The following is a 23,168-nucleotide window of genomic DNA, read 5'->3' as shown; positions in this document are numbered from 1 at the left end:
CATGCGCAAATGCAAATGGGTCACACGGCAATGCCGCCACGACAACCATGCAGCTCACTGGACAGCATGACCAGATGTTGGTGCGGATTGCAAGGCGGCAAACCCGCGCATTCGAGCCAAATGACGAATTTGTGATGGCACCTCACTATTGTAGCATTCCTTGCCGTGATCGTCCAATCATCCAAATGAATTTGACTTTCAGCCTGCCGGGATGCGAGCGAAGTCGGAACTTTCCGCTGGAGTTCCGATGCGCATTTCCACCCACCCGCAGGCCATGGGCATGGCACTCGGCCTGATCGGCGTCACCATTTTCGGCGTTACCTTGCCGATGACGCATATCGCACTTGGCGGCTTTTCCCCCTTCTTCATCACCTTCGGCCGCGCCGTGATCGCTTCGATCGCTGCCGGACTGACGCTGCTTGTGATGCGGAAAAAATGGCCAAAGGGACAGGGCGCAATATTACTCGGCGCCGGTATCTGCGTCGTCTATGGCTTTCCGATCTTCTCCACGACGGCGATGCAGACCATCCCGGCCAGTCATGGCGGAGTCATCCTCGGCATCCTGCCGCTGTTGACCTCGATCTTCGCTGCACTCGTCGATGGCGAGCGGCCGGGTCCGGCCTTCTGGGCCTATGGCCTTGCAGGCGCAGCACTCGTGGCCTTTTTCTCCATCCGCGACAGTGGCTTTGTCCTGCAAATGGGCGACGCCTGGCTGTTTCTCGCTGCCATCACTGCCTCGCTCGGCTACGTTTTGTCGGCCAAGGTTTCGCGCATCCTTCCGGGATGGGAGGTGATTTCCTGGGCACTGGTCATCACCGCCCCGCTCTCTATCGTTGCAGCTTTGCTGGTGATGAAGGATGGCATCCAGGCTCCAACCCATGCCGAGCTGGGCGCCCTCTCCTATCTCGGCCTGATGTCGATGTTCGGCGGTTTCATCTTCTGGAATGCCGGACTGGCGCTCGGCGGCATCGCGCGTGTAGCGCAGGTGCAATTGTTGCAGACGTTCGTCACGCTCGCCGTCTCCGCCGTTCTGCTCGGCGAAACGATCAGCCCCTCAACCATCGCCTTTGCGGTTGCGGTTGCCCTGATCGTCTGGCTCGGACGAAAAGCACGCATCGCCTGAGCCGTCCACTGCCATCCTGCAGCATGTCATTTAACTTCCATGGGAATTGCGCTAGAGAGACCGCGAACGATCTCGCCGCAATCCCCGAGGAGGACTCCATGGCCAAACAGAAAGTTGCAATGCTGACCGCAGGCGGGCTCGCGCCATGTCTGTCTTCTGCCGTGGGTGGCCTGATCGAGCGCTACACTGACATCGCGCCCGATATCGAACTGGTGGCCTACCGCTCCGGCTATCAAGGCCTTCTGCTTGCCGACCGCATCGACATCACCCGCGACATGCGGGAAAAAGCCCATATCCTCCACCGCCACGGCGGCTCGCCGATCGGCAACAGCCGCGTAAAACTGACCAACACCGCCGATTGCATCAAGCGCGGCCTGGTCAAGGAAGGTCAGAACCCGTTGCGGGTAGCCGCCGAACGGCTCGCCGCCGACGGCATCACCATCCTGCATACAATTGGCGGTGACGACACCAACATCACGGCTGCCGACCTTGCCGCCTATCTCGGCGCCAATGGCTACGACCTCACCGTCGTCGGCCTGCCGAAGACCGTCGACAACGACGTCGTACCGATTCGCCAGTCGCTCGGTGCCTGGACTGCTGCCGAATACGGCGCGAAATTCTTCGACAATGTCAGCAACGAACAGAGCGCCGCACCACGCACGCTCGTGGTCCACGAAGTCATGGGCCGCCACTGCGGCTGGCTGACGGCTGCAACAGCCCGTTCCTATATCCAGCACATCGACGACCGGGAATTCGTCGACGGCTTCATGATGAACCGGCAGATGAAGAACATTGACGGCCTCTACCTGCCCGAGACCGCGTTCAACCTCGAAACCGAAGCCGCGCGGCTGCGCGCTGTCATGGACAAGACCGGCTTCGTCACCCTGTTCGTCTCGGAAGGCGCCTGCCTCGACGCCGTCGTTGCCGAGCGCGAAGCCGCCGGGGAAGCCGTCAAGCGCGATGCCTTCGGCCACGTGAAGATCGACACGATCAATGTCGGTGGCTGGTTCACCAAGCAGTTCGCTGCCCTTCTCGGCGCCGAGCGCTCGATGGTACAGAAATCCGGTTACTATGCCCGCTCCGCACCGGCCAACGCCGACGACCTGCGCCTCATCCAGGGCATGGTCGATCTCGCCGTCGAAAGCGCGCTGAACAAGGTCTCCGGCGTCACCGGCCATGACGAAGATCAGGGCGGCAAGCTGCGCACGATCGAGTTCCCGCGCATCCGTGGCGGCAAGCACTTCGATACATCGGTAAAGTGGTTCGGCGAGGTCATGGACGCGATCGGCCAGAAGTGGTCGCCGGCAAACTGATATCCGGCTGATAAACGCCTATTGACGGCTCCGTTTGCGCATGGCTTCCTCGATCGAGCGCCATATCCAAACGGAGCCGTTTTCATGTCGATCGAACACTGGCTGGCCTTTGTCGCCGCCTCCGCCATACTGCTTGCCATTCCCGGCCCGACGATCCTGCTCGTCATCTCCTATGCACTCGGACATGGGCGCAAGGTTGCCAGCGCCACGGTCGCTGGCGTAGCGCTCGGTGATTTTACCGCGATGACCGCCTCGATGCTCGGCCTCGGCGCGCTGCTCGCCACCTCGGCTGCGGTTTTCACCGTCCTCAAATGGGTCGGTGCCGCCTATCTGATCTGGCTCGGCATCAAGCTTTGGCGCACGCCCATTGCGGCTGAATCTGCCGATGGCACCATGTCGGTTCCCGTAGAAAAACCACTGCGGATCTTCCTGCACACCTATGTTGTCACCGCACTCAACCCGAAAAGCATCGTCTTCTTCGTGGCCTTCCTGCCGCAGTTCCTCGATCTCAGCCGTCCGCTTTTCAACCAGATGCTGATCTTTGAAAGCACATTCCTGGTGCTCGCGACCCTGAACGCGACGCTCTATGCGCTGATGGCATCGGCGGCGCGGCAGACGATCCGAAAGCCCAAAGTTCAAGCCATCGTCAACCGCACGGGTGGGTCGCTTTTGATCGGCGCAGGCCTTCTGACAGCGGGCTTGCGGCGCGCCGGCACCTGAAAAGGCGTCCCGCGCTTGCGGTTCAGCGCCTCATAGGTTAATGACGTCCAGCGCATGGTGGCCTCTGGCTGCTGATTTGCATAGGGCTTTGGGGCCTGACAGCACGAAAGTGACAGCATGGCGAATTTCCGTTTTTCCGTTTCAAAACCGGCTGTTACGGCCTGTGCTCTGATCTCGGCATCGCTTGTCAGCGGTTGTTCGAGTGTCGAGCGAACGCCGATGGAACAGCTGATGGCAGTGCAGACGGTAACCCCGCTGCCGAAGCCTGGAACGGAAATGACGGCTTACGCTCTGCCAACCCCGGACGGCGCGGCATCGGCGACGGCAGCAGCGCTTGCAGCCGAAACAGCCATGATGAAGCCCGGCGAAACCGCAACGGCACCGATTGCCTCAACTAATCAGGCAGCGACTACCGCTAATGCACTGGTGGCTCCCCAGACATCTGCAGCCGCGCAGGCCGCTACGGCCGCCGTGCTGCCCGAAACGGCAAATGCGCAGGTATCGGCGAAATCCGATCGCGTGCCACAGATTCCGGAAGGCATGATGATGGCCGCGATGGAATCGGATTTCGATACAGGCGAACCCGTCGGTCTCGAAACTCTGGTCGCCAATCACATGATCGTCCCGATGCCGAAGCCGTCGATCGGTGCCAGTGCCTATGCCATGGCGAAGTCGATACCCGCTTCGTTGGGCATCACGGAAAAGCCGACCAGCTCGCGGCCGGAACTCGATCGCCTGATCGCCTATTACGCCAAACTCAACAATATCCCGGAAGCGCTGGTCCACCGCGTCGTCAAGCGCGAAAGCACCTACAATCCGCGCGCCTACCACTCCGGCAATTACGGCTTGATGCAGATCCGTTACAACACGGCCAAGGGTCTTGGCTATGAAGGCACGGCTGAAGGCCTGTTCGATGCCGAAACCAATCTGAAATATGCGACGAAATATCTGGCGGGTGCCTGGATGGTGGCCGACAACCAGAACGACGGTGCGGTCAAGCTCTATGCCAGCGGCTACTATTACCATGCCAAGCGCAAGGGCCTGCTCGAAACACTGGGCATGAAGTAAGGCTTAGCCAGCCTCCGTTTATAGCATTGCAAATTCCGGGGCGGTCAATTGACCGCCTCTACTATTTTGGCCTGCAGCTGGCGCACGTCATAACCGCTGTGCGACGGCGTTAGCCCGAGCCGAACGACGGCAAGCCCCAGCGACGGCACCAGCATCACGGTCTGGCCGTCGTGCCCCTGCAGCCAGTAGGCATCGCCCGGCAAAGGCGGGCCGCCTTCGTTTCCGAACTTCGTCCAGACCTGCCCTGCCCCGTACCGGCCGCCGGATGCCTGGGTCGGCGTGCGCATGTAGCTGACAAAATCCTGTGGCAACAATTGTTCACCGTTCCAGCTGCCGTTTTGCAGCAGGAACAGGCCAAAGCGGGCCCAATCGCGTGCTGTCGCATACATATAGGACGAGCCGACGAAGGTACCGTGCGCGTCCGGTTCCAAAATCGCGCTGTTCATGCCGAGCGGCCTGAAGAGAGCCGCACGCGGAAAGGTCAGCGCCTCCCGTACGCTGCTGAACGTGTCCATCCAGAGCCGCGACAGGATCGTCGTTGTACCGCTGGAATAGCTGAAACGCTCGCCCGGTTTTGCCTCCAGCGGCTTGCCCGCCGAGAAGCTGGCCATGTCACCTTCCAGGTAGAGCATGCGTGTGACGTCGGTCACATCGCCGTAGTCTTCGTTGAACTGAAGTCCGCTCTGCATGGCCATGAGATCGGCAAGCTTGATCTGGCTGCGCGGATCGTTTCGCCATTGCGGCAAGAGCTCGGTCCGGTCGAGTGCCATCTGGCCGTCGCGGATCCTCAAGCCGATCAGGGCCGCCGTCACCGATTTTGTCATGGACCAGCCGAGCAGCGGCGTCGCGCTGTTGAAGCCCTCGCCGTAATTTTCCGCAACGATCTTGCCGTCCTTGACAACGACGATGGCGCGCATGCCAGGGCCCGCCAGCTGCGGATCGGTCAAAAGCGTCTGGACCGCCGGATTGACGGCGGTGCCGCTGCCATCCGGCCACGGTTTGCCGTCATCCGACTGCGGCGCTCTGCGGCGAAGCTGCCTGTTTCCGGGGAAAGCCGCGAACTCGCCCTCGGTTACATTGGTGCACCCCAGACCTTCACGATAGATCGCCCGTCCGGGTGCCGCGAAACCGAACATGCGGGCTGTAACGGCTTTTCTGGTGTTGTCGACAGATATCCCCACCAGGCGCAGAAGCGGATGGCCGGGCGCCTGAACATCATCGGCGAGAACCGCGTTTGCGTCCCTGTCGGCAATGAAAACGTTCGAGCAGACGATCTTGGCGGCATAGCTGTCACCGACCCGCAGCAGGTCCGGCGGCGCAACGGCCAGCCAGCCCGCGACAGCGGCCACAGCTGCCGATACCGAGCCCGCGAGCCAGAACCACCTTTTTTTCCGCATGCACATCGTCCCTGCTTCGCTGTTGTCAGAAGAACAGGATTCCATGCATTTAGGAAGTCTTTGTGGCAATCACTGTGATGCTAAACATGTTTCTAGCCGATTGATCGAGCCGCCAGCTTTTCCGGCTCCAGCTGGAGGATAGCAATCGCCCCCTCCGCCGAGACCGGCCTCGAGATCAGAAAGCCTTGCGCTTCCGAGGCGCCGAGCGCCCGCACAAACTCCATCTGCCCCTCGGTTTCGATACCCTCTATCGTGGTCGACACCTGGAACGTGTTTCCGAGCTGCAGGATGATATCGACGATTTCGGCGTCGCGCTGATTGCCGAGCATCGCCTGAGTGAACGAGCGATCGACCTTGAGCTGGTCGAGCGGAAAGCGCCTGAGATTGTTGATCGACGAAAACCCGATGCCGAAATCATCGAGTGCGATACGCACGCCATGGGCTCGAAGCTCCGTCAGGCTGTCGCGGATAATGTTGGCATCGACGTAGAAGATCGATTCGGTCACTTCGATCGTCAACCGTCCAGGAGCAAGCCCGGCTTCTGCAAGGCACGCTTTCACATGAGGGACGAAGGCACGATCCTTGAACTGATCGCCTGCAACATTGACGGCAACGCCGGTTGGTGCCGGCCACCGCGCCGCCTCCAGGCAAGCGGTTCTCAACACCCAGTTGCCGATTGGCAGGATCAGGCCGGTCTTTTCGGCCGCTGCAATGAAATGATCGGGCGGAATGATGCCCTTGTCCGGGTGGCGCCAGCGAATCAGTGCTTCGAAGGAGCGTATGGCCCGGCTTTCGATACCGACGATGGGCTGGTATTCCAGATAGAATTCGCCGGCCGCCAATGCCCGGGAAAGATCATACTCGATCTCGCCCTTCCGCGTTGCCTCCTCCGCCATTTCCGGCGCGTAGACCGTGTGGCTGTTGCCGGCAATTTCCTTGGCCCGGTAAAGTGCCAGGTCGGCGCGCTTGAGAACCGCCGAAATTGACCGGTCGTCCGGTTCGATATAGGCGACGCCAATGCTGCCGCCCATCCAGAATTGTGCCGAAGAAAGCTGAAAAGGCTCAACGAAAAGCCCCTTGATCGTCATGCAGATATCGTCAAGTTTGCCTTCCGACGGAGAGCCGGCGACGACAATCACGAACTCGTCCCCGCCCAGCCGGTAGACAGCAGCAATACCCGACATCGCCTGGATCAGCCGCCTGCCAAGTGCGACAAGCAGCGCATCTCCGGCATCGTGCCCCATGGAATCATTGACGAATTTGAAACGGTCGAGGTCGAGCATCAACAGGGCCGTACGGCCTGCAGGCATCGATCCAGTGGCCAGAATCTCCCGAAGATCGCGCTCCAGCGCGACACGGTTGGCGATGCCGGTCAGCTGATCGGTATGGACGACGCGCGACAGGTTTTCTTCCGTCTTGCGGCGGAACTCAAGTTCTTCCAGCAGGCGGCTTTGCGCGCGTCCTCGCTGATAAAAGAACAGGCCGCAGACAAGCGGCATTACGATCAATGACGTCAGCGAGATCGCCAGCATGCCACCGCCCCAAACCCCGTGAACATCAAAAATTACAGCGTCATAAAAAATGGAAATCGCCGGAAACAATGCCCCGATCACCGCGCCCAGTGCAGCATACCGCTGCTCGGACTTCGGCAGAAAAGCCTTTAACATCATGTTAGCGCCCCGAAAAACTTAGTCTATCTAACATATACAAACTTAATCAATTCTTGCGGGTAAAAAATCATAGAAAACGGTCGTCATCAAAGTGTAGCGGACTCGTCTTAGAAGCTCCATCCAACGTCAACGGATGGCAGGCTGACATGACTGATCTCGCACCCGATGCAGGCTACGGCAAAAGAAACCACAAGCTGAAAACCGCTCTGATCCAGCATAAGGCGCTGAGTTTGGAGGGCTTGTCGGAACGCCTGTTCGGGCTGCTGTTTACCGGCCTCGTCTACCCGCAGATTTGGGAGGACCCGGCCGTCGATATGGCAGCGATGCAGCTGCGCCCCGAACATCATATCGTTACCATCGGTTCCGGGGGGTGCAACATGCTCGCCTACCTCTCCGGAGCGCCAGAGCGCATCGATGTCGTTGACCTCAATCGGCATCACGTGGCGCTGAACCGGCTGAAGCTCGCCGCCTTCCGCCACCTTCCCACCCATGCGGATATCGTCCGGTTCCTCGCACGGCACGATCATGCCAGCAATGTTCAGGCCTACGACCTGTTCATCGCGCCAAAACTCGATAACGAGACACTGAAATACTGGAGCGCGCGCGGCCTGACCGGCCAGCGCCGCATCAAGGTTTTCGGCAAGAACATCTATCGCACCGGCCTGCTCGGCCGCTTCATGGGCCTGGGTCATCTACTGGCACGCCTGCATGGCGTCGATCCGAGCGAACTTGCCAATGCCCGCTCAATGCGCGAGCAACGGCAGTTCTTCGACGAGCGGCTGGCCCCTCTTTTTGATCGCCCGGTTGTCCGCTGGATCACCAGCCGCAAGAGCTCGCTGTTCGGTCTCGGCATTCCGCCGCAGCAGTTCGACGAACTGGCAAGCCTCAGCGCAGAAAAGTCACTGGCCGGCGTCTTGCGCCACCGGCTCGAAAAGCTCTGCTGCCATTTCCCGTTGAGGGAAAACTACTTTGCCTGGCAGGCCTTTGCCCGCCGTTATCCGATGCCGCACGAAGGCGAACTGCCCGACTACCTGCACGCTGGTCGCCATGAGACGATCCGCAACAATGCCGAACGCGTCCATGTGCACCATGCCAGCTTTACCGAGCTTCTGACGAAGAAGCCCGCCGGTTCCGTCGATCGCTACGTTCTGCTCGATGCCCAGGACTGGATGAACGACCGCCAGCTCAACGACCTGTGGAGCGAAATCACCCGCACCTCGGCAGAGGGCGCCATGGTGATTTTCCGCACCGCCGCTGAAGCCAGCATTCTGGAAGGCCGCGTTTCGGAAAACGTGCTTGGCCAATGGCACTATGATGGGGAGCAGTCGCAGGCGCTCAATCTGAAAGACCGCTCGGCAATCTATGGCGGCTTCCACATCTACAGGAAAGCAGCATGACGGCGATCGAGACCGATGCGGGCGGCAGCCATGCCGACCGCATGGACCGGATGTATCGCACGCAGCGGCATTTCTACGATCTGACCCGCAAATACTATCTGTTCGGGCGTGACACGCTGATCAATGACCTGAACGTCCCAACCGGTGGCAGCGTGCTTGAAGTCGGCTGCGGCACCGGCCGCAATCTGGCGCTGATCAGCCAGCGTTTTCCGCATGCACGGTTGTTCGGTCTCGACATTTCAGCGGAAATGCTGGTCTCTGCCGAGGCAAAACTCGGCAAACCCGGCCGAACAAGGACCATCCTGCGCGTTGCCGATGCGACCGGTTTTCAGCCATCCGAGTTCGGTGAGACAGGGTTTGACCGGATCGTCATTTCCTATGCCCTGTCGATGATCCCGGACTGGGAAAAGGCAATCGACGCAGCAATCGCGGCACTCAATCCGGGCGGATCGGTGCACATTGCCGATTTCGGTCAGCAGGAACGTTTGCCTCACCTGTTTCAGCGTGGCCTTCAGGGGTGGCTGAAGCGGTTCCACGTCACACCGCGCAAGACGATGGAGACTGTGCTCAAGTGCAATGCCGCCAAGCTTGGCGACAGCCTGGAATTCCGGCCGATCGGCCGCGGCTATGCCTGGCTCTTCACCTACCGGCGCGCAGCAAAATAACGCATCGCAAGCTCCACGGCATCATGATATTCCATAGTCTGACCGGCAGCAGCATTGTGCCTTTGGCATACTGCTGCTGCGCTTTCGCAATTGCCGCTTGAAACTAACTCAATTTTTACGATGATATGGTGAAAATGAGGTTCACGCCTCCTGGGGAATTCACATCAGCGGAAATCATCGTGTGAGGCAGCAACGTCGATCGTTTCAGAACGGAAACCCCATGCGCCGGCTGTTCCTGGCTCTTCTGCCTATTGTCTCGCTTCTTTCCGCCTGCACATCGACAGATTACGATCTCGTCTCCACCGCATCGATCCCGCCCAAATTCCAGGACAAGGATCCGCAGAATTTTGGCGCGCGCACGCCGCAGCATCACAATATCCACGGCATCGACGTCTCGAAATGGCAGGGCGATATCGACTGGGCCAAGGTCAAGGGTTCGGGCGTCTCCTTCGCCTTCATCAAGGCGACGGAAGGCAAGGACCGGATTGACGCCAAGTTCGGCGAATACTGGCAGCAGGCCCGCGCCGCCGGCCTGCCCTACGCCCCCTATCATTTCTACTATTTCTGCTCGACAGCCGACCAGCAGGCCGACTGGTTCATCGCCAATGTGCCGAAGAGCGCCGTCTACCTGCCGCCGGTTCTCGATGTCGAATGGAACGGCGAATCCAAGACCTGCCGCTACCGGCCTTCGCCGCTCACAGTGCAGAGCGAAATGAAGCGTTTCATGGACCGCCTGGAAGCCTATTACGGCAAGCGTCCGATCATCTATACCTCGGTCGACTTCCACCGCGACAATCTCGTCGGCCAGTTCAAGGATTATCATTTCTGGGTGCGCTCGGTTGCCGCACACCCGACGGAAATCTACAGCGAACGCCGCTGGGCCTTCTGGCAATATACCAGCACGGGCGTCATCCCCGGCATCGACGGCAATGCCGATATCAATGTTTTCGCAGGCTCCCAGAAGAACTGGAAAAGCTGGGTAGCGGCGGTTTCCAAGCCTGAGGCGATGGCGCAAAACTGAGACAGGCGCAGCGGCAATTCTTCATTCCGCCCCATTGCCGTGCGACAGCCGCTGCCATATTTTTAGCGAAACAAGAGTAGCCCGTTTTTGCGCTGCTTACGGCCGGTTACGGCCTGACAACAAGGACTTGCGATGACACGCAGCACACTGCGCTCCGTTCTTTCGATCGGTTTTCTCACCCTCTTGACCTCCACTGCGCTTGCACAACAGACGGCCAAGCCAGCCACACCGGCAGTCGCCTGTGGCGGGGATCTCACCACCTTCCTGCAGGGCGTCAAGGCCGAGGCAGTTGCCAAGGGTATTCCGGCCGACGTGGTCGATCGTGCGCTTGCCGGTTCTGTCATTTCCGACAAAGTGCTGGGCCGCGACCGCGCGCAGGGTGTCTTCAAGCAGAGCTTCACCGAGTTTTCCCAGCGCACCGTCAGCAAGGCGCGGCTCGATATCGGCGCCAAGAAGATGAAGGAATATGCCGCGATCTTCGATCGTGCTGAAAAGGAATTTGGCGTCCCGGCCCCGGTGATCACTGCCTTCTGGGCAATGGAAACCGACTTCGGCGCTGTCCAGGGTGATTTCAACACCCGCAACGCACTGGTGACGCTCTCGCATGATTGCCGCCGCCCGGAAATGTTCCGTCCGCAGCTGATCTCGGCGATCGAGATGGTCCAGCACGGCGACCTCGATCCTGAAACGACGACCGGTGCCTGGGCTGGCGAAATTGGCCAGGTGCAGATGCTGCCGGAAGACATTATCGCGCAGGGTATGGACGGTGATGGCGACGGCCATGTGAACCTCAAGCAGAGCTCGCCGGACGCGATCCTGACAGCCGCGAAATTCATCAAGAGCCTCGGCTTCACCGCGGGCCAGCCCTGGATCCAGGAAGTGAACCTGCCGGAAAACCTGCCTTGGGAAAAGACCGGGCTGCAGACGGGCATGACCGCCGGTGACTGGTTCAAGCTCGGCGTCAAGCCACGCGACGGCAACACTGCCTTTCCGCAGCTGGCCTCATCGCTGGTCATTCCGCAAGGCCGCCACGGCGTTGCCTTCCTGACCTACCCGAATTTTAACGTCTATCTCGAATGGAACCAGTCGTTCATCTACACGACGTCGGCGGCCTACTTCGCCACGCGTCTTGCCGGTGCCCCGACCTACGATACCCACACTGCGGAGCCGGGATTGAACGACGAAGGCATGAAGGCGCTACAGACCAAACTGCAGGCCATGGGCCATGACGTCGGCAAGATCGACGGCATTCTCGGATCCGGCACCCGTGCGGCCCTTCAGAAGGAGCAGTTGCGCCTTGGTCTCCCGGCCGATGGCTGGGCAACGCAGGCCGTTCTCAACGCTCTGTAATATCCGCTTGGGGCTTGTTTTCCAGTCTTGCCCGCCGCCGGTGGTGGCGGGCAAGACGAAATGCGCGGTAGCGCAGTTTCAACGACCAGCGAGCACCGGCAAGTGCCTCCCCCCTCTTTGACACCTCGCTCAGTTCGCGTGCGTAAGCGACGGCAAACGCCTTGCGATAGGTCAGCAGATGTTCGGAGGCGATGTTCTCCAGCCGGTGCATCATGCTGACCCAGAGCGGCGAAACCAGCAGCGAGACCGCCGTGACAGCAATCGCCACCTTGTAGGTATCCAACTGCAAGACGCCTGCGCCCAGCCCTGCGGCTGCAAGCACGAAGGAAAATTCGCCGATCTGCGCCATGGACAGGCCGGCGACCAGCGCGATTTGCGGCGATGAGCCAGTTTTGCGCAACAGGAAGATGTTCAGCACGGTCTTCGCCGCGATCACGATCAGCGCGGCACCGAGCACCGCCCAGAAATTCTCGCCGATGAAGGTCAAGTCGATCAGCAACCCGATCGACAGGAAGAAGACCACCAGCAGCACGCTCTGGATCGGCTCGATCACCGGTATGACACGGCTGCGCAGCGTCGAATTGCCGATCACGATGCCAGACAGAAAGGCCCCGTAAGCCGGCGACATGCCGGCAAGGCCCGAGATGGCGGCTGCGCCGAAACATACGGCAAGCGCCCCAAGCGCCAGGATCTCGACCTTGTCCTCGACCGCCTCGCTATAAGGAACCTTCAACTTGCCGTGGCGGCCGAACCACCAGAGCAGGGCTGCCAGCATGGCGATGACTATCTTGATCGCTATGGTCCCGATATGCAGTTCCTCGCCGCCGAGGCTGGAGACAAGGATCAGCATCGGAACAACGGCGATATCCTGAGCAATCAGCACGCCAACGGCAATCCTCCCGGTCTCGCTGCGCAGCTCGCCCATATCCTCGAGCATCTTCATGGCAACAACGGTGGAGGACATCGCGATGACAAACCCTAGAATCAGGCCCTCCGCCGCACTTGCTCCGGTCATCAGCGCGATCAGGGCGGCAGCAACGATTGCCGCGACCACCTGCCCACCTGCAACCAGCAAAGCCTGACGCAGGCTGAGCACGAAAGCCTTGATCGACAGTTCCATGCCGATGAAGAACAAAAGGACGACGACACCCATCTCGGCGAGCAGCGTGACATTGGCACTGTTGGAGATAAAACCGAATCCCGTCGGCCCCAGGGCAACGCCCGCCAGGATGAAGCCGACCAGTGGCGGCTGGCGCAAACGCAGGAACCCCAGGCCCAGAATGGCTGCGACCGCCACGACGATTGCGATAGAGATCAGCCCTTGGCCGTCATGCGCATTGACCGCGATGGATTGTGTCGTCAAAGGCTCCAGCAGATCATCCTTCATATCTGTGACATGTCTCAAGAATCGGGTGGATAAATCCCACCTTACGCCTTAACGCTCGGTATGTTCCGAATGAGGCAGGGGAAGGTCAAGTCACATGCATGCGAAAACGGACGGTTTGCAGAACCGCATGACGCTTGCCACCTGGGGGCTTCTGGCTCTACTCGGGCTTATCTGGGGCGGCTCGTTCTTCTTCGCACGCATCGCAATCCAACATGTACCGGCGTTTACCCTTGTTCTGTTGCGCGTCGCGCTGGCCGCATTGGCTCTGCATATCTACATTTTCGGCCGCTACGACATCTATCGTGAACTCAAGGCCCGCTGGCCGCAGTTCCTGCTGCTGGGCCTGATCAACAATGCCATCCCGCACACGTTCATCTTTCTCGGTCAGACGCAGATCGGCGCGGGTCTCGCAGCCATCCTCAATGCGACCACGCCGGTCTGGACAGTTCTGATTGCCAATGCGCTGACGCAGGATGAGAAGCTGAGCCTTGCCAAGATCTTCGGCTGCCTGCTCGGTCTTACCGGTACGGCGGTACTGATTGGCCCCAGCGCCCTGCCCGGGCTCACACAGGCGGGCAACAGCATTCCACTCTGGGCCCTGCTCTTTCCTGTAGTCGCCGCGATCAGCTACGGGTTCGCTGCAACTTACGGAAAACGCTTCCGCGGACTGGCTGCACCCGTCACCGCTGCGGGACAGCTCACCGCATCGACGCTGATCATGCTGCCGCTCTCGCTGGTCGTCGATCAGCCCTGGCAACTGGCATTTCCGCCGATGACCTCCGTATTGGCGATCCTGGCACTGGCGCTTCTGTCGACCGCTTATGGCTATATCCTGTTCTTCCGCATCATGAGCCGCGCCGGCGCCACCAACACGTCGCTGGTCACCCTCCTGGTACCGCCGAGCGCCATTTTCCTGGGCTTCCTGTTCCTCGGGGAAACGCTGGAGACGACCGACATTGCCGGCATGCTTTTGATCGCGGCCGGCTTGGTGGTGCTTGACGGCCGGCTAATGCCAAGCCGCCGCACGTGAATACCAACGATGGAATCATATGGGAGGCCCAGGCGCATGAAATGTGTCCAATCGGCCACTCACAGCGCATTTCACTGCGTTACATTAACCAGTGTGAAGACATTGTGAAAAAATTGTGTCATCGGGAAAAACCTCATTAAATCATTAATTTAACCCTGTGAATAAGCTTCATCGACGCTTCGCATGCCGCAACGCAGCATAACTTTTCCTTTCACGCGTGACATTTTCCCCCTATCTTTCGGCAGTCAACGCAAGGAGGGCCGGTTATGGGAATGACGCATTCATTGAATGTCCTCATGTTAAGTGCAGCGTTCGTATTCGTTGCAACCATGCTTTTTATCTGAAAGCACCAGCAAACAGTCCAGTCGATACAAAGGGACTTTAAGACCGCAATCCATTGCAGAAAGATCCAGCCAGGCAAGGCGCTCTAGAAAAGACCGCAAACCTGAAGCTGCCAAAGATAAAAAGCCCTTGAAACCTTCCGGTCTCAAGGGCTTTTCTGTTGTGACGATACAGCGCGAACCTTTCTCAGGCAGCAGCCCCCGCCGAGCGCGACTGAGCCGCAGCCGGAGCCATCCGCTCAAAGCCAACCAGATCGCACACGGCCGCCACCAGCGGCGAGCGGTTCATCGTATAGAGATGAAAATCGCGAAGGCCGCGCCGCGCCAGATCAACGATCTGCTCGGCAGCGATATGGGTGGCTTCCTTGACGCGCTCCTCCGGGCTTTCGTCCAGATGGATCAGCCGCGTGACGATCGCCTCCGGAACCTTTGCCCCACAGAGCCCGGCAAACTTGGTGATCCCGGCGAGATTGTTGATCGGCATGATACCCGGCACAACGGGAATGTTGATACCCGCCCGACGGACACGCTCAAGATAGCGTTCGAAATCATTGTTATCGAAGAAGAACTGGGTGAGCGCGCGCGTCGCACCATTGTCGACCTTGCGTTTCAGCGTGTCGATATCAGCAGCGACATCCGGGCTTTCCGGGTGCTTTTCCGGATAGGCGGACACCGAAATCTCGAAATCCCCCTTCGCCCGAATTGCCGCCACCAGCGCCGCAGCATTCTCGTAACCACCCGGAAAAGGCTCGTAGCGCGCGCCGATACCACCCTGTGGATCTCCGCGCAGAACGACGAAATGGCGCACGCCCTTGTTGATGAACTCGTCGACGACCGCATCGACTTCCGCCTTCGTTGCCCCGACACAGGTCAGGTGAGCCGCGGTATTGGCAAAGCCCTCGTCATTGATCATCCGCTGCACGGCGGTCAGTGAGCGAGCCTTGGTGGAACCGCCAGCGCCATAGGTCACTGTCACGAAAGCCGGATCGAACACCGAGAGCGCGGCAACCGTGTCAAACAGTTGTGCCTCCATATCGTCGCTCTTCGGTGGAAAATACTCGAAGGAAAGCCGCAGATTCCCGCGTTCGGCCGGGTAAAGGGTGTGTATCGCCATGTCATGTCCTCCCGGCATAGGCGAGAGCGCGCTTGCCCTCGGGTGTATCGATTGTCGCCGCCTGCCGCTGATCGCGGGCAAGCCAGATGGTCACCGTCAGCTGCCGGTCCCGGTCGGTATCCGGGCTCAGGTCCACCGTTTCCTCGACGGTCAGCCCGGCCTTTTCCAGCCAGTCGGCCATCGTCTGGCGCGAAAAGCCGAGACGCATATGCGCATGATCGTCACGCAGATATTCCAGCGTATGCGGGGCAAGATCGATGATCGCCAGCCGGCCGCCGGGCACAAGCATGCGGGCCGCTTCGGCAATCGCCGCCTGCGGTTGCGGCAGAAAGTGCAGGACCTGATGGATGGTGACGAGATCGAACTGGCGGCCGTCGAGCGGCAGGTTGAAGATATCGCCATGCCGGATCGAGGCCTTGGTGATGCCGGCGCGATCAAGATTGGCGCGGGCCACGGCCAGCATGTCGCGGCTGGCATCGACGCCGACGCCACGGCGATAGAGCCCTTCGAGAAGCTGGAGGATGCGGCCTGTGCCCGTTCCTAGATCAAGCAGGCCATCAACCGGCTCCGTACCGACAATCTCTTTCAAGGCGGCCTCGACATCCGCTTCGCTGACATGCAGGCGCCGCAACTCGTCCCATTCGGCGGCATTGCGGCTAAAATAGTCCTGCGCCTTTTCGGAGCGCGCCTGTTTCAACGCGGCCAACCGCTCTCCATCGCGTGTCAGAACGGCGTCGGCGATGTCGGAGGCCGAAAGCAGGTCACGGACCAGCGCAACGCCTGCCCCCTCGCCTCTCAGCCGAAAATAGGCCCAAGCGCCTTCCTGATAGCGATCAATCAGCGCGACTTCGGCGAGCAGCTTCAGATGGCGGGAAATCCGGGGCTGCGATTGACCGAGAATTTCGGTAAGATCGGTGACGGTCAGGTCGCCTGCAGCAAGAAGCGCCAGAAGACGCATGCGCGTCGGCTCGCCCGCCGCCTTCAGCACATCGACCAACTCATCCAATCCCAGCCCATGTTCTCGCGCCATCACCCACCTCATCAACACATAAAGATATGTTTATATGATTTTCGGGCTTTTCGCAAGTTGAAATGTGTATTGGCCACAGGCATCAGATTACGAAAAAGGCGGCCCGAGCGGACCGCCTTTTCTGTTTTTAGCTGGAGAAACAATTGGCTGCTTCAGAACGATGGCGCAGCCAATGAAACCCGACCTGTTAGCGCGTCAGGCGCTTGTAGCTGACGCGGCTCGGGTTGACCGATTCCGGGCCAAGGCGGCGGATCTTGTCCTTTTCGTAGTCTTCGAAGTTGCCTTCGAACCATTCCACATGGCTGTCGCCTTCAAAGGCCAGGATGTGCGTGGCCAACCGGTCGAGGAACATCCGATCGTGGCTGATGATGACAGCGCAGCCGGCAAAGTTTTCCAGCGCGATTTCGAGTGCCGCCAGCGTTTCGGTATCCAGGTCGTTGGTCGGTTCGTCGAGCAGCAGTACGTTGCCGCCGGCCTTGAGCATCTTGGCAAGGTGAACGCGGTTGCGCTGACCGCCGGAGAGGTTGCCGACCTTCTGCTGCTGGTCGGTGCCCTTGAAGTTGAAGGCACCGCAATAGGCGCGCGAATTCATCTCCAGCTTGCCGAGCTTGATGACTTCGGCACCGCCGGAAATTTCTTCCCAGACCGTCTTGTTGCCATCGAGCGCATCGCGGCTCTGGTCGACATAACCGAGCTTGACGGAATCGCCGACGCGGAACGTGCCGCTATCCGGCTTTTCCTGACCAGTGATCATCCGGAACAGCGTCGTCTTGCCGGCGCCGTTCGGACCGATGACGCCAACAATACCGCCGGGTGGCAGCTTGATCGACAGGTCGTCGATCAGCACGCGGTCGCCGTAACCCTTGGTGATATTCTCGGCTTCGATAACCACTTGACCGAGGCGCTCGCCGATCGGAATGATGATCTGCGCGTCGCCAAGACGCATCTTGTCGGCGGCATCAACCAGCTCGTCATAGGCCTTGATGCGGGCTTTCGACTTCGACTGACGGGCCTTCGGGCTGGAAGCGATCCATTCCTGTTCGCGGCTGATCGCCTTCTGACGGGACGCGTCTTCACGATTTTCCTGCTGCATGCGCTTGGCCTTGGCCAAAAGGTAGGCAGAGTAGTTGCCTTCGTAAGGAATGCTGCGGCCGCGGTCGAGCTCAAGGATCCAACCCGTGACATTGTCGAGGAAGTACCGATCGTGGGTGATCATCATCACGGCGCCGGCATACATGCGCAGATGGTTTTCCAGCCAGCCGATGGTTTCAGCGTCCAGGTGGTTGGTCGGTTCGTCGAGCAGCAGCAGGTCCGGCTTGGAGAGCAAGAGCTTGCAGAGCGCCAGACGGCGGCGCTCGCCACCCGAAAGGCTGGTCACATCCGCATCGCCAGGCGGGCAGCGCAGAGCTTCCATCGCCATCTCGACCTGGCTTTCCAGATCCCACAGGTTCTGGCCGTCAATGATGTCCTGGAGCTTCGAGCCCTCTTCCGCCGTCTCGTCGGAATAGTTCATCATCAGTTCGTTGTAACGCTCGAGGATGGCGGTCTTGTCGGCCACACCCTCCATGACGTTTTCCATCGCCGTCTTGGTAGGATCGAGCTGCGGTTCCTGCGCCAGGTACCCGACGGTAGCGCCCTGAGCAACCCAGGCTTCGCCGGTGTATTCCGTGTCGAGGCCGGCCATGATGCGCAGGACGGTCGACTTACCGGCACCGTTCGGGCCGAGAATACCGATCTTGGCGTCCGGATAGAACGACAGATTGACATTCTCCAGCACCTTCTTGGTGCCGTAGGACTTGTTCAGCCCGGACATATGATAAATGAATTGACGTGCCATAGAGAGACTGCTCCGACGGAATGGGATTTTGCCCGCTATGTAGGCGAATTATCCCGGCGGAGCAATGAAGAAACCGGTTTTAGCAACGCCATTCACGGAATGCCGGCTGCATCGACGGTCCCTTTTGCGCATTTGAAATCGGTATCGCCGGCCGCAAGGATCAGAGTTGAAAGGCCGGCATTGCTGGAAACATCACCCGACAGGCCGATCGTCAGCCCGGTGATGACACTGCGCGCGCCAGCTTTCTCGCAACGCATCCTGACGCGATCACCCGATCCCTTGCCAAAACTTTCGTCAAAGGCCTGCTTGACGTCGCCTTCGGTTACCTCACGCCCGATCCGTCCTGAAAACAAGGCACGCACCGCCGAGCTATTGATCTCCTCAAGAAGACGCAGCTGCACGGAAAAATAATCCTGCGCCGTGCCGCCGTGGCACGTGCCGCTGCGCAGCCACTGGTGCCGGTCGAGCCCCGATTGCGTTCCCGGCATCGCCACCATCAGCTTGGCGGCCGTCTCCTGCGCCATCGCCAGCTTTGGCAAATCCAGCCAGTCGCCATTGCGATCGCGCGCCTTGATATCCGCAGCGACACCACAGTAACTCTTCTTCACCGGCCATAGGCCATGCAGGGAAAAATGGGTTGCGTCATGGCGCTCGGAGGTCTGCCCGACGCACTCCTTGCGGTTCGGCCGCGTCTCGCAAAATCCGGGCTGCCAGCTCACAGCAAGAATGTATTCGGTCCGGCCCTTCGCGAGTGAGGCCTGTTCCTCGGCGAATGCCGCAGGCGAAGACATCATCGCAAGCACAAACAAGCTCAGGCGATAGAAAAGCGGTGCAAAAACGATCCTTACATTTCTGTGCATGCCAGCCTCCCCAAAAGAGAACACAACATGATCATTTAGCAATCAAAACGAGAAAATTGCAACCTGGAATCCTTACATCTGCGATTCTTTTCTGACCTGATACCAAACAAGCACCAAGCGCCGGTTGCCTTCGGCTGTTAAATCAAGTTGATAGCGGTCAAGCGCAGGAAGTTCGCCTGGGAGGATCTAACGGGTGTTCGCCAAGGTCGAAACGTTGCAAAGCCCGAGTGGAGCCATCCTTGCCTGGCGCCACTGGCCTGCCGCCGTCCCCGGAAAAGGCATCTTGATTGTCAGCCACGGACTGGCCGAACATTCCGCCCGTTATGCCCGCTTCGCCGCAGTCATGGCGAACACCGGTTTCAACGTCTATGCGCACGATCATCGCGGCCACGGCGCAACCAAAGCCGCCGATGCGCCACTCGGCCGTTATGCGCAATCGCAAGGGGCAGCCAAGGTCCTTGCCGACATCAGGACAATGCGGAACATGGCTGCTGGCAGTCATCCCGGGCTTCCCGTTATCCTGTTCGGTCATTCCATGGGCGGCCTGATTGCGCTGAATGCCGCGGAGGAAGACCCCGAGCTTTACGACGGACTGGCTGTCTGGAATTCCAATTTCAATCCGGGTCTTGCCGGGCGCGCAGCCCAAGCTATCCTTGCCATCGAGAAAATGCTGAAGGGTTCCGATGTGCCGAGTGGGCTGCTGTCGAAGCTGACATTCGGCGCCTGGGCCAAATCGATCCCCAACCGCAAGACCGACTATGACTGGCTGTCGCACGACCCGGTAGAAGTGGCAAAATACATCGATGACCCGCTCTGCGGTTTCGATGCCAGCGTTTCGATGTGGATCGACCTGTTCGCGTTGACCTTCGCAGGCGCACGGCAGGATCGGCTGAGCCGGCTGCCGCAAAACCTGCCGATCCACCTCGTCGGCGGCGGCGAGGACCCAGCCACCAATGGCGGCCGGGAAATCTCATGGCTAGCGCAGCGCATGCAGAATGCGGGGCTGAAGCAAGTAACAACAGTGATTTACCCCACAATGCGCCACGAAACCCTGAACGAAATTGAGCGCAACAGCGCCATGCAGGACTTTACCGGATGGTGTCTTTCCGTCGTGGAACACCGGAGATGAGCAAAGACTAGCATGGCAGACATTTCCGCAAATCCGGCGACACGCAGCAACGATGTTTCCTTTGGCCTTAGCCTGATGGTCATCGCGGTGCTGATTTCGCCGCTGATCGATATCTTTGCAAAGCTTGCGATCACCACCATTCCATCGGCCGAAATCACCGCTGTGCGTTTCGTGCTGCAGATGATCTTCATCCTGCCGATCGTCATCGTCCGCGGCACATTGTTCGATCTCACCTGGAAGAAGACCGGGCTGCATATGCTGCGCGGCGGCCTGCTTGTCGTGACCATGCTGTCCTTCATCACCACGCTGAAGGCGATGGAGGTCGCCGATGCCATCGCCATTTTCTTCGTCGAACCGATCATCCTGACCATCCTCGGCAGCATCTTCCTCAAGGAAACCATCGGCTGGCGGCGCTACACCGCCTGCGGGGTCGGTTTTTTCGGGGCCCTGCTGGTCATCCAGCCGAGCATGCAGGAAGTTGGCTGGATCGCGCTTCTGCCCATCGTCTCCGCCTTCGGGCTTGCGATCTTCCTGCTGGTGACCCGCCTCGTCGCGCAGAACGAAGATCCGTGGTCGATGCAGTTTCATGCCGGCGTCTGGGGCGCGCTGTTCTGCGGTATCCTGCTCTATATCGGCGATGGCACCGGCTCGGAGATTTTCGATCCGGTCATGCCGGATATGACCGCAGGCCTCTATCTGCTTGGCGTCGGCGTCACCGCAACCATATCCGGGGTGCTTGGCGTCTATGCCTATCGCGCAGCACCGGCATCGGTTCTGGCACCGCTGCAATATCTGGAGATCGTCTCGGCGACGATCTTCGGCTGGCTGGTGTTCGGCCATCTGCCGGACGCACTGAAATGGCTGGGCATCGGGATCATTATCGGTTCCGGTCTTTACATCATCTGGCGGGAGCGCCGGGTGAACAAGACAGCAAGCATCGCGCCGGTATCACCGGCCATCTGACAAGATTTATTGACGTGCTTTGGGAGGAGCAGACATGAAGACAGGCGGAGAACTAATCGTTGAGGCGCTGAAGGCTAACGGCGTCAGACGGGTGTCCTGTGTACCGGGGGAAAGCTATCTCGCCGTGCTCGACGCACTCTACGATACTGACATCGAGGTCCTGGTCTGCCGCCAGGAAGGTGGGGCTGCCATGATGGCTGACGCCTGGGGCCGGCTGACCGGTGAGCCCGGCATCTGCATGGTGACCCGTGGCCCGGGCGCCATGAACGCCTCCGCCGGCCTGCATATCGCCCGCCAGGATTCCATCCCGATGATCCTGTTCATCGGCCAGGTCCAGCGCGATGCGCGCGAACGGGAAGCCTTTCAGGAAATCGAATATCGCCGCGCTTTCACAGAAATTGCCAAATGGGTCGGCGAGATCGACGATCCCGCCCGTATCCCGGAATTCGTCACCCGCGCCTTTGCGGTCGCAACATCCGGCCGCCCCGGCCCGGTGGTTCTGACCCTGCCGGAAGATATGCTGACACAAAAGACCGAGGCGGTCTCCGCAAAGCCGTACCAGCCGGTGGAAAGCCATCCCGGCCCGGCTCAACTCAAGGCGCTGGAAGACCTGCTTGCCAAGTCGGAACGGCCGATTGCCATTCTCGGCGGCACGCGCTGGAGCGAAGAGGCGGTCCGGCAATTCCAGTCTTTCGCCGAACGCTTCGATCTGCCTGTCGGCTGCTCCTTCCGCCGCCAGATGCTGTTTGATCATCTGCATCCGAATTATGCCGGAGACGTCGGCATCGGCATCAACCCGTCACTGGCCAAGGAGATTCGCGAGGCAGACCTGGTTCTGATGATCGGTGGCCGGTTCTCCGAAATGCCGTCTTCGGGCTATACCCTGCTGGAAGTCCCCTACCCGCAGCAGACGCTGGTGCATGTCTATCCCGATCCTGGCGAGCTCGGCCGGGTCTACCGTCCTGATCTGGCAATCGCCGCTTCACCCGCAGATTTCGCAGCCGCGCTTGAGGCTCTGACACCGGCGCAGCCACGTCGCCAGTCTGAGCGGACAGCAAGGATGCATCAGGCATACCTTACATGGTCGACCCCGCCGGAAACCGGCCCCGGGGATGTGCAGATGGGGCCGATCATGCGCTATATCGAAGCGAATACGGCAAAGGATACAATCTTTGCCAACGGCGCCGGCAACTACGCCACCTGGCTCCATCGTTTCCACCGGTTCCAGCAGTTCAACACGCAGGCAGCGCCGACGTCGGGTTCGATGGGCTACGGCCTGCCGGCTGCCGTTGCCGCCAAACAGCTGTTTCCGGAACGCGAAGTGATCTGCTTTGCCGGGGACGGCTGCTTCATGATGCACGGGCAGGAATTTGCGACCGCCGTGCGCTACAATCTGCCGATCATCACGCTGGTGATCAACAACGGCATCTACGGCACGATCCGCATGCATCAGGAGCGGGACTATCCGGGCCGGGTCAGCAGTACCGACCTCACCAACCCGGACTTCGCAGCCTTTGCCCGCGCCTATGGCGGACATGGCGAACTGGTGGAAAAAACGGAGGAGTTCGCTGGTGCCTTCGAGCGCGCCCGCCAGAGCGGCAAACCGTCGATCATCGAGATCAGGCTCGACCCAGAAGCCATCACTCCGACGCGAACGTTGAGCCAAATCCGGAACGGCTAATTAAGCATTACCAATCAAATGGTTACACTGGAGAAAAGCGAACACCTTTTGGTGGACAAACCACTTTCGGCT

Annotated in this window: 19 protein-coding genes; 12 read left to right on the top strand and 7 right to left on the bottom strand. The window is 59.8% G+C overall.

Features of this window, described 5'->3' with window-relative positions:
- Positions 1 to 247 precede the first annotated feature (247 nt).
- The 4 genes from R6X40_RS03235 (at position 248) to R6X40_RS03220 (ending at position 4,224) form a co-directional block, all read left to right on the top strand.
- On the top strand, positions 248 to 1,123 hold the full coding sequence (locus R6X40_RS03235; protein ID WP_318410897.1) for a DMT family transporter: 876 nt from the start codon (positions 248 to 250) through the stop codon (positions 1,121 to 1,123).
- 98 nt (positions 1,124 to 1,221) lie between these two features.
- Entirely contained in the window at positions 1,222 to 2,436 is a 1,215-nt protein-coding gene (locus R6X40_RS03230; protein WP_318410895.1) for a pyrophosphate--fructose-6-phosphate 1-phosphotransferase, read from the top strand.
- 84 nt (positions 2,437 to 2,520) lie between these two features.
- A complete protein-coding gene (locus R6X40_RS03225) occupies positions 2,521 to 3,156 on the top strand; it encodes a LysE family translocator (RefSeq protein ID WP_318410894.1) in 636 nt (211 codons plus the stop codon).
- Positions 3,157 to 3,273: 117 nt separating this feature from the next.
- Positions 3,274 to 4,224 carry a lytic transglycosylase domain-containing protein gene (locus R6X40_RS03220; RefSeq protein WP_318410892.1) on the top strand — a complete coding sequence of 317 codons (951 nt, stop codon included), beginning with the start codon at positions 3,274 to 3,276 and terminating at the stop codon, positions 4,222 to 4,224.
- Positions 4,225 to 4,268: 44 nt separating this feature from the next.
- Here the strand turns inward: R6X40_RS03220 and R6X40_RS03215 are convergent, their stop codons facing one another.
- Together R6X40_RS03215 and R6X40_RS03210 are read right to left on the bottom strand one after the other, a co-directional pair.
- Positions 4,269 to 5,621: a serine hydrolase gene (locus tag R6X40_RS03215; RefSeq protein ID WP_318410891.1), complete on the bottom strand. Its 1,353-nt coding sequence runs from the start codon at positions 5,619 to 5,621 to the stop codon at positions 4,269 to 4,271.
- A gap of 92 nt (positions 5,622 to 5,713) precedes the next feature.
- Positions 5,714 to 7,291 (bottom strand): bifunctional diguanylate cyclase/phosphodiesterase, encoded by a 1,578-nt coding sequence (locus R6X40_RS03210; protein ID WP_318410889.1) that lies wholly within the window; start codon positions 7,289 to 7,291, stop codon positions 5,714 to 5,716.
- A 146-nt stretch (positions 7,292 to 7,437) separates the two neighbouring features.
- Here R6X40_RS03210 and R6X40_RS03205 point away from each other — a divergent pair, with 146 nt between their 5' ends.
- From R6X40_RS03205 to R6X40_RS03190, 4 genes are all read left to right on the top strand, one after another.
- Complete coding sequence (locus R6X40_RS03205; protein ID WP_318410887.1) at positions 7,438 to 8,688, top strand: DUF3419 family protein; 1,251 nt, start codon at positions 7,438 to 7,440, stop codon at positions 8,686 to 8,688.
- Complete coding sequence (locus R6X40_RS03200) at positions 8,685 to 9,353, top strand: class I SAM-dependent methyltransferase (protein ID WP_318410885.1); 669 nt, start codon at positions 8,685 to 8,687, stop codon at positions 9,351 to 9,353. The genes R6X40_RS03205 and R6X40_RS03200 overlap by 4 nt, the downstream gene beginning before the upstream one ends.
- 220 nt (positions 9,354 to 9,573) lie before the next feature.
- Positions 9,574 to 10,374: a GH25 family lysozyme gene (locus tag R6X40_RS03195; RefSeq protein ID WP_318410883.1), complete on the top strand. Its 801-nt coding sequence runs from the start codon at positions 9,574 to 9,576 to the stop codon at positions 10,372 to 10,374.
- Positions 10,375 to 10,506: 132 nt separating this feature from the next.
- Positions 10,507 to 11,724 carry a lytic murein transglycosylase gene (locus tag R6X40_RS03190; RefSeq protein ID WP_318410881.1) on the top strand — a complete coding sequence of 406 codons (1,218 nt, stop codon included), beginning with the start codon at positions 10,507 to 10,509 and terminating at the stop codon, positions 11,722 to 11,724.
- Here R6X40_RS03190 and R6X40_RS03185 read toward each other — a convergent pair.
- Positions 11,711 to 13,111, bottom strand: a complete 1,401-nt coding sequence (locus R6X40_RS03185) for a cation:proton antiporter (RefSeq protein WP_318410880.1) — start codon at positions 13,109 to 13,111, stop codon at positions 11,711 to 11,713. The genes R6X40_RS03190 and R6X40_RS03185 overlap by 14 nt on opposite strands.
- A gap of 94 nt (positions 13,112 to 13,205) precedes the next feature.
- On the opposite strand from R6X40_RS03185, the gene R6X40_RS03180 reads away from it, so the two are divergent.
- Complete coding sequence (locus R6X40_RS03180) at positions 13,206 to 14,141, top strand: DMT family transporter (RefSeq protein ID WP_318410879.1); 936 nt, start codon at positions 13,206 to 13,208, stop codon at positions 14,139 to 14,141.
- A gap of 528 nt (positions 14,142 to 14,669) precedes the next feature.
- Here R6X40_RS03180 and metF read toward each other — a convergent pair.
- The 4 genes from metF to R6X40_RS03160 form a co-directional block, all read right to left on the bottom strand.
- Positions 14,670 to 15,596: a methylenetetrahydrofolate reductase [NAD(P)H] gene (gene metF, locus R6X40_RS03175; protein ID WP_318410877.1), complete on the bottom strand. Its 927-nt coding sequence runs from the start codon at positions 15,594 to 15,596 to the stop codon at positions 14,670 to 14,672.
- A 1-nt stretch (position 15,597) separates the two neighbouring features.
- A complete protein-coding gene (locus R6X40_RS03170) occupies positions 15,598 to 16,626 on the bottom strand; it encodes a metalloregulator ArsR/SmtB family transcription factor (RefSeq protein ID WP_318410875.1) in 1,029 nt (342 codons plus the stop codon).
- A 187-nt stretch (positions 16,627 to 16,813) separates the two neighbouring features.
- Entirely contained in the window at positions 16,814 to 18,463 is a 1,650-nt protein-coding gene (gene ettA / locus R6X40_RS03165; protein ID WP_318410874.1) for an energy-dependent translational throttle protein EttA, read from the bottom strand.
- 92 nt (positions 18,464 to 18,555) lie between these two features.
- The gene (locus tag R6X40_RS03160) at positions 18,556 to 19,323 is read right to left on the bottom strand and encodes a ribonuclease T2 family protein (RefSeq protein ID WP_412178309.1); all 768 of its coding nucleotides are present in this window, start codon (positions 19,321 to 19,323) and stop codon (positions 18,556 to 18,558) included.
- A gap of 193 nt (positions 19,324 to 19,516) precedes the next feature.
- On the opposite strand from R6X40_RS03160, the gene R6X40_RS03155 reads away from it, so the two are divergent.
- From R6X40_RS03155 to R6X40_RS03145, 3 genes are read left to right on the top strand one after another with little or no spacing between them, the layout of a single operon-like run.
- Positions 19,517 to 20,452: an alpha/beta hydrolase gene (locus R6X40_RS03155; protein ID WP_318410873.1), complete on the top strand. Its 936-nt coding sequence runs from the start codon at positions 19,517 to 19,519 to the stop codon at positions 20,450 to 20,452.
- A 12-nt stretch (positions 20,453 to 20,464) separates the two neighbouring features.
- Positions 20,465 to 21,415, top strand: a complete 951-nt coding sequence (locus R6X40_RS03150; RefSeq protein ID WP_318410872.1) for a DMT family transporter — start codon at positions 20,465 to 20,467, stop codon at positions 21,413 to 21,415.
- A gap of 34 nt (positions 21,416 to 21,449) precedes the next feature.
- Positions 21,450 to 23,096, top strand: coding sequence for a thiamine pyrophosphate-binding protein (locus tag R6X40_RS03145; RefSeq protein WP_318410871.1), 1,647 nt, complete (start codon positions 21,450 to 21,452; stop codon positions 23,094 to 23,096).
- Positions 23,097 to 23,168 lie beyond the last annotated feature (72 nt).

Origin of the sequence: Rhizobium sp. PL01, assembly GCF_033447125.1 — a bacterium.
Taxonomy (GTDB): domain Bacteria; phylum Pseudomonadota; class Alphaproteobacteria; order Rhizobiales; family Rhizobiaceae; genus Pararhizobium.
Note: the sequence above shows the minus strand (reverse complement) of the source record. Positions and strands in the feature narration are given on the sequence as shown.

Excerpts from the sequence above, each read along its gene's own strand:
- R6X40_RS03185 (WP_318410880.1), bottom strand. The coding sequence starts at position 13,111 with ATGAAGGATGATCTGCTGGAGCCTTTGACGACACAATCCATCGCGGTC.
- R6X40_RS03145 (WP_318410871.1), top strand. The coding sequence starts at position 21,450 with ATGAAGACAGGCGGAGAACTAATCGTTGAGGCGCTGAAGGCTAACGGC.
- R6X40_RS03230 (WP_318410895.1), top strand. The coding sequence starts at position 1,222 with ATGGCCAAACAGAAAGTTGCAATGCTGACCGCAGGCGGGCTCGCGCCA.
- R6X40_RS03205 (WP_318410887.1), top strand. The coding sequence starts at position 7,438 with ATGACTGATCTCGCACCCGATGCAGGCTACGGCAAAAGAAACCACAAG.
- R6X40_RS03150 (WP_318410872.1), top strand. The coding sequence starts at position 20,465 with ATGGCAGACATTTCCGCAAATCCGGCGACACGCAGCAACGATGTTTCC.
- R6X40_RS03210 (WP_318410889.1), bottom strand. The coding sequence starts at position 7,291 with ATGATGTTAAAGGCTTTTCTGCCGAAGTCCGAGCAGCGGTATGCTGCA.
- R6X40_RS03215 (WP_318410891.1), bottom strand. The coding sequence starts at position 5,621 with ATGCGGAAAAAAAGGTGGTTCTGGCTCGCGGGCTCGGTATCGGCAGCT.
- R6X40_RS03190 (WP_318410881.1), top strand. The coding sequence starts at position 10,507 with ATGACACGCAGCACACTGCGCTCCGTTCTTTCGATCGGTTTTCTCACC.
- ettA (WP_318410874.1), bottom strand. The coding sequence starts at position 18,463 with ATGGCACGTCAATTCATTTATCATATGTCCGGGCTGAACAAGTCCTAC.
- R6X40_RS03180 (WP_318410879.1), top strand. The coding sequence starts at position 13,206 with ATGCATGCGAAAACGGACGGTTTGCAGAACCGCATGACGCTTGCCACC.
- R6X40_RS03160 (WP_412178309.1), bottom strand. The coding sequence starts at position 19,323 with ATGCACAGAAATGTAAGGATCGTTTTTGCACCGCTTTTCTATCGCCTG.
- R6X40_RS03220 (WP_318410892.1), top strand. The coding sequence starts at position 3,274 with ATGGCGAATTTCCGTTTTTCCGTTTCAAAACCGGCTGTTACGGCCTGT.
- R6X40_RS03200 (WP_318410885.1), top strand. The coding sequence starts at position 8,685 with ATGACGGCGATCGAGACCGATGCGGGCGGCAGCCATGCCGACCGCATG.
- R6X40_RS03225 (WP_318410894.1), top strand. The coding sequence starts at position 2,521 with ATGTCGATCGAACACTGGCTGGCCTTTGTCGCCGCCTCCGCCATACTG.
- metF (WP_318410877.1), bottom strand. The coding sequence starts at position 15,596 with ATGGCGATACACACCCTTTACCCGGCCGAACGCGGGAATCTGCGGCTT.
- R6X40_RS03195 (WP_318410883.1), top strand. The coding sequence starts at position 9,574 with ATGCGCCGGCTGTTCCTGGCTCTTCTGCCTATTGTCTCGCTTCTTTCC.
- R6X40_RS03235 (WP_318410897.1), top strand. The coding sequence starts at position 248 with ATGCGCATTTCCACCCACCCGCAGGCCATGGGCATGGCACTCGGCCTG.
- R6X40_RS03170 (WP_318410875.1), bottom strand. The coding sequence starts at position 16,626 with ATGGCGCGAGAACATGGGCTGGGATTGGATGAGTTGGTCGATGTGCTG.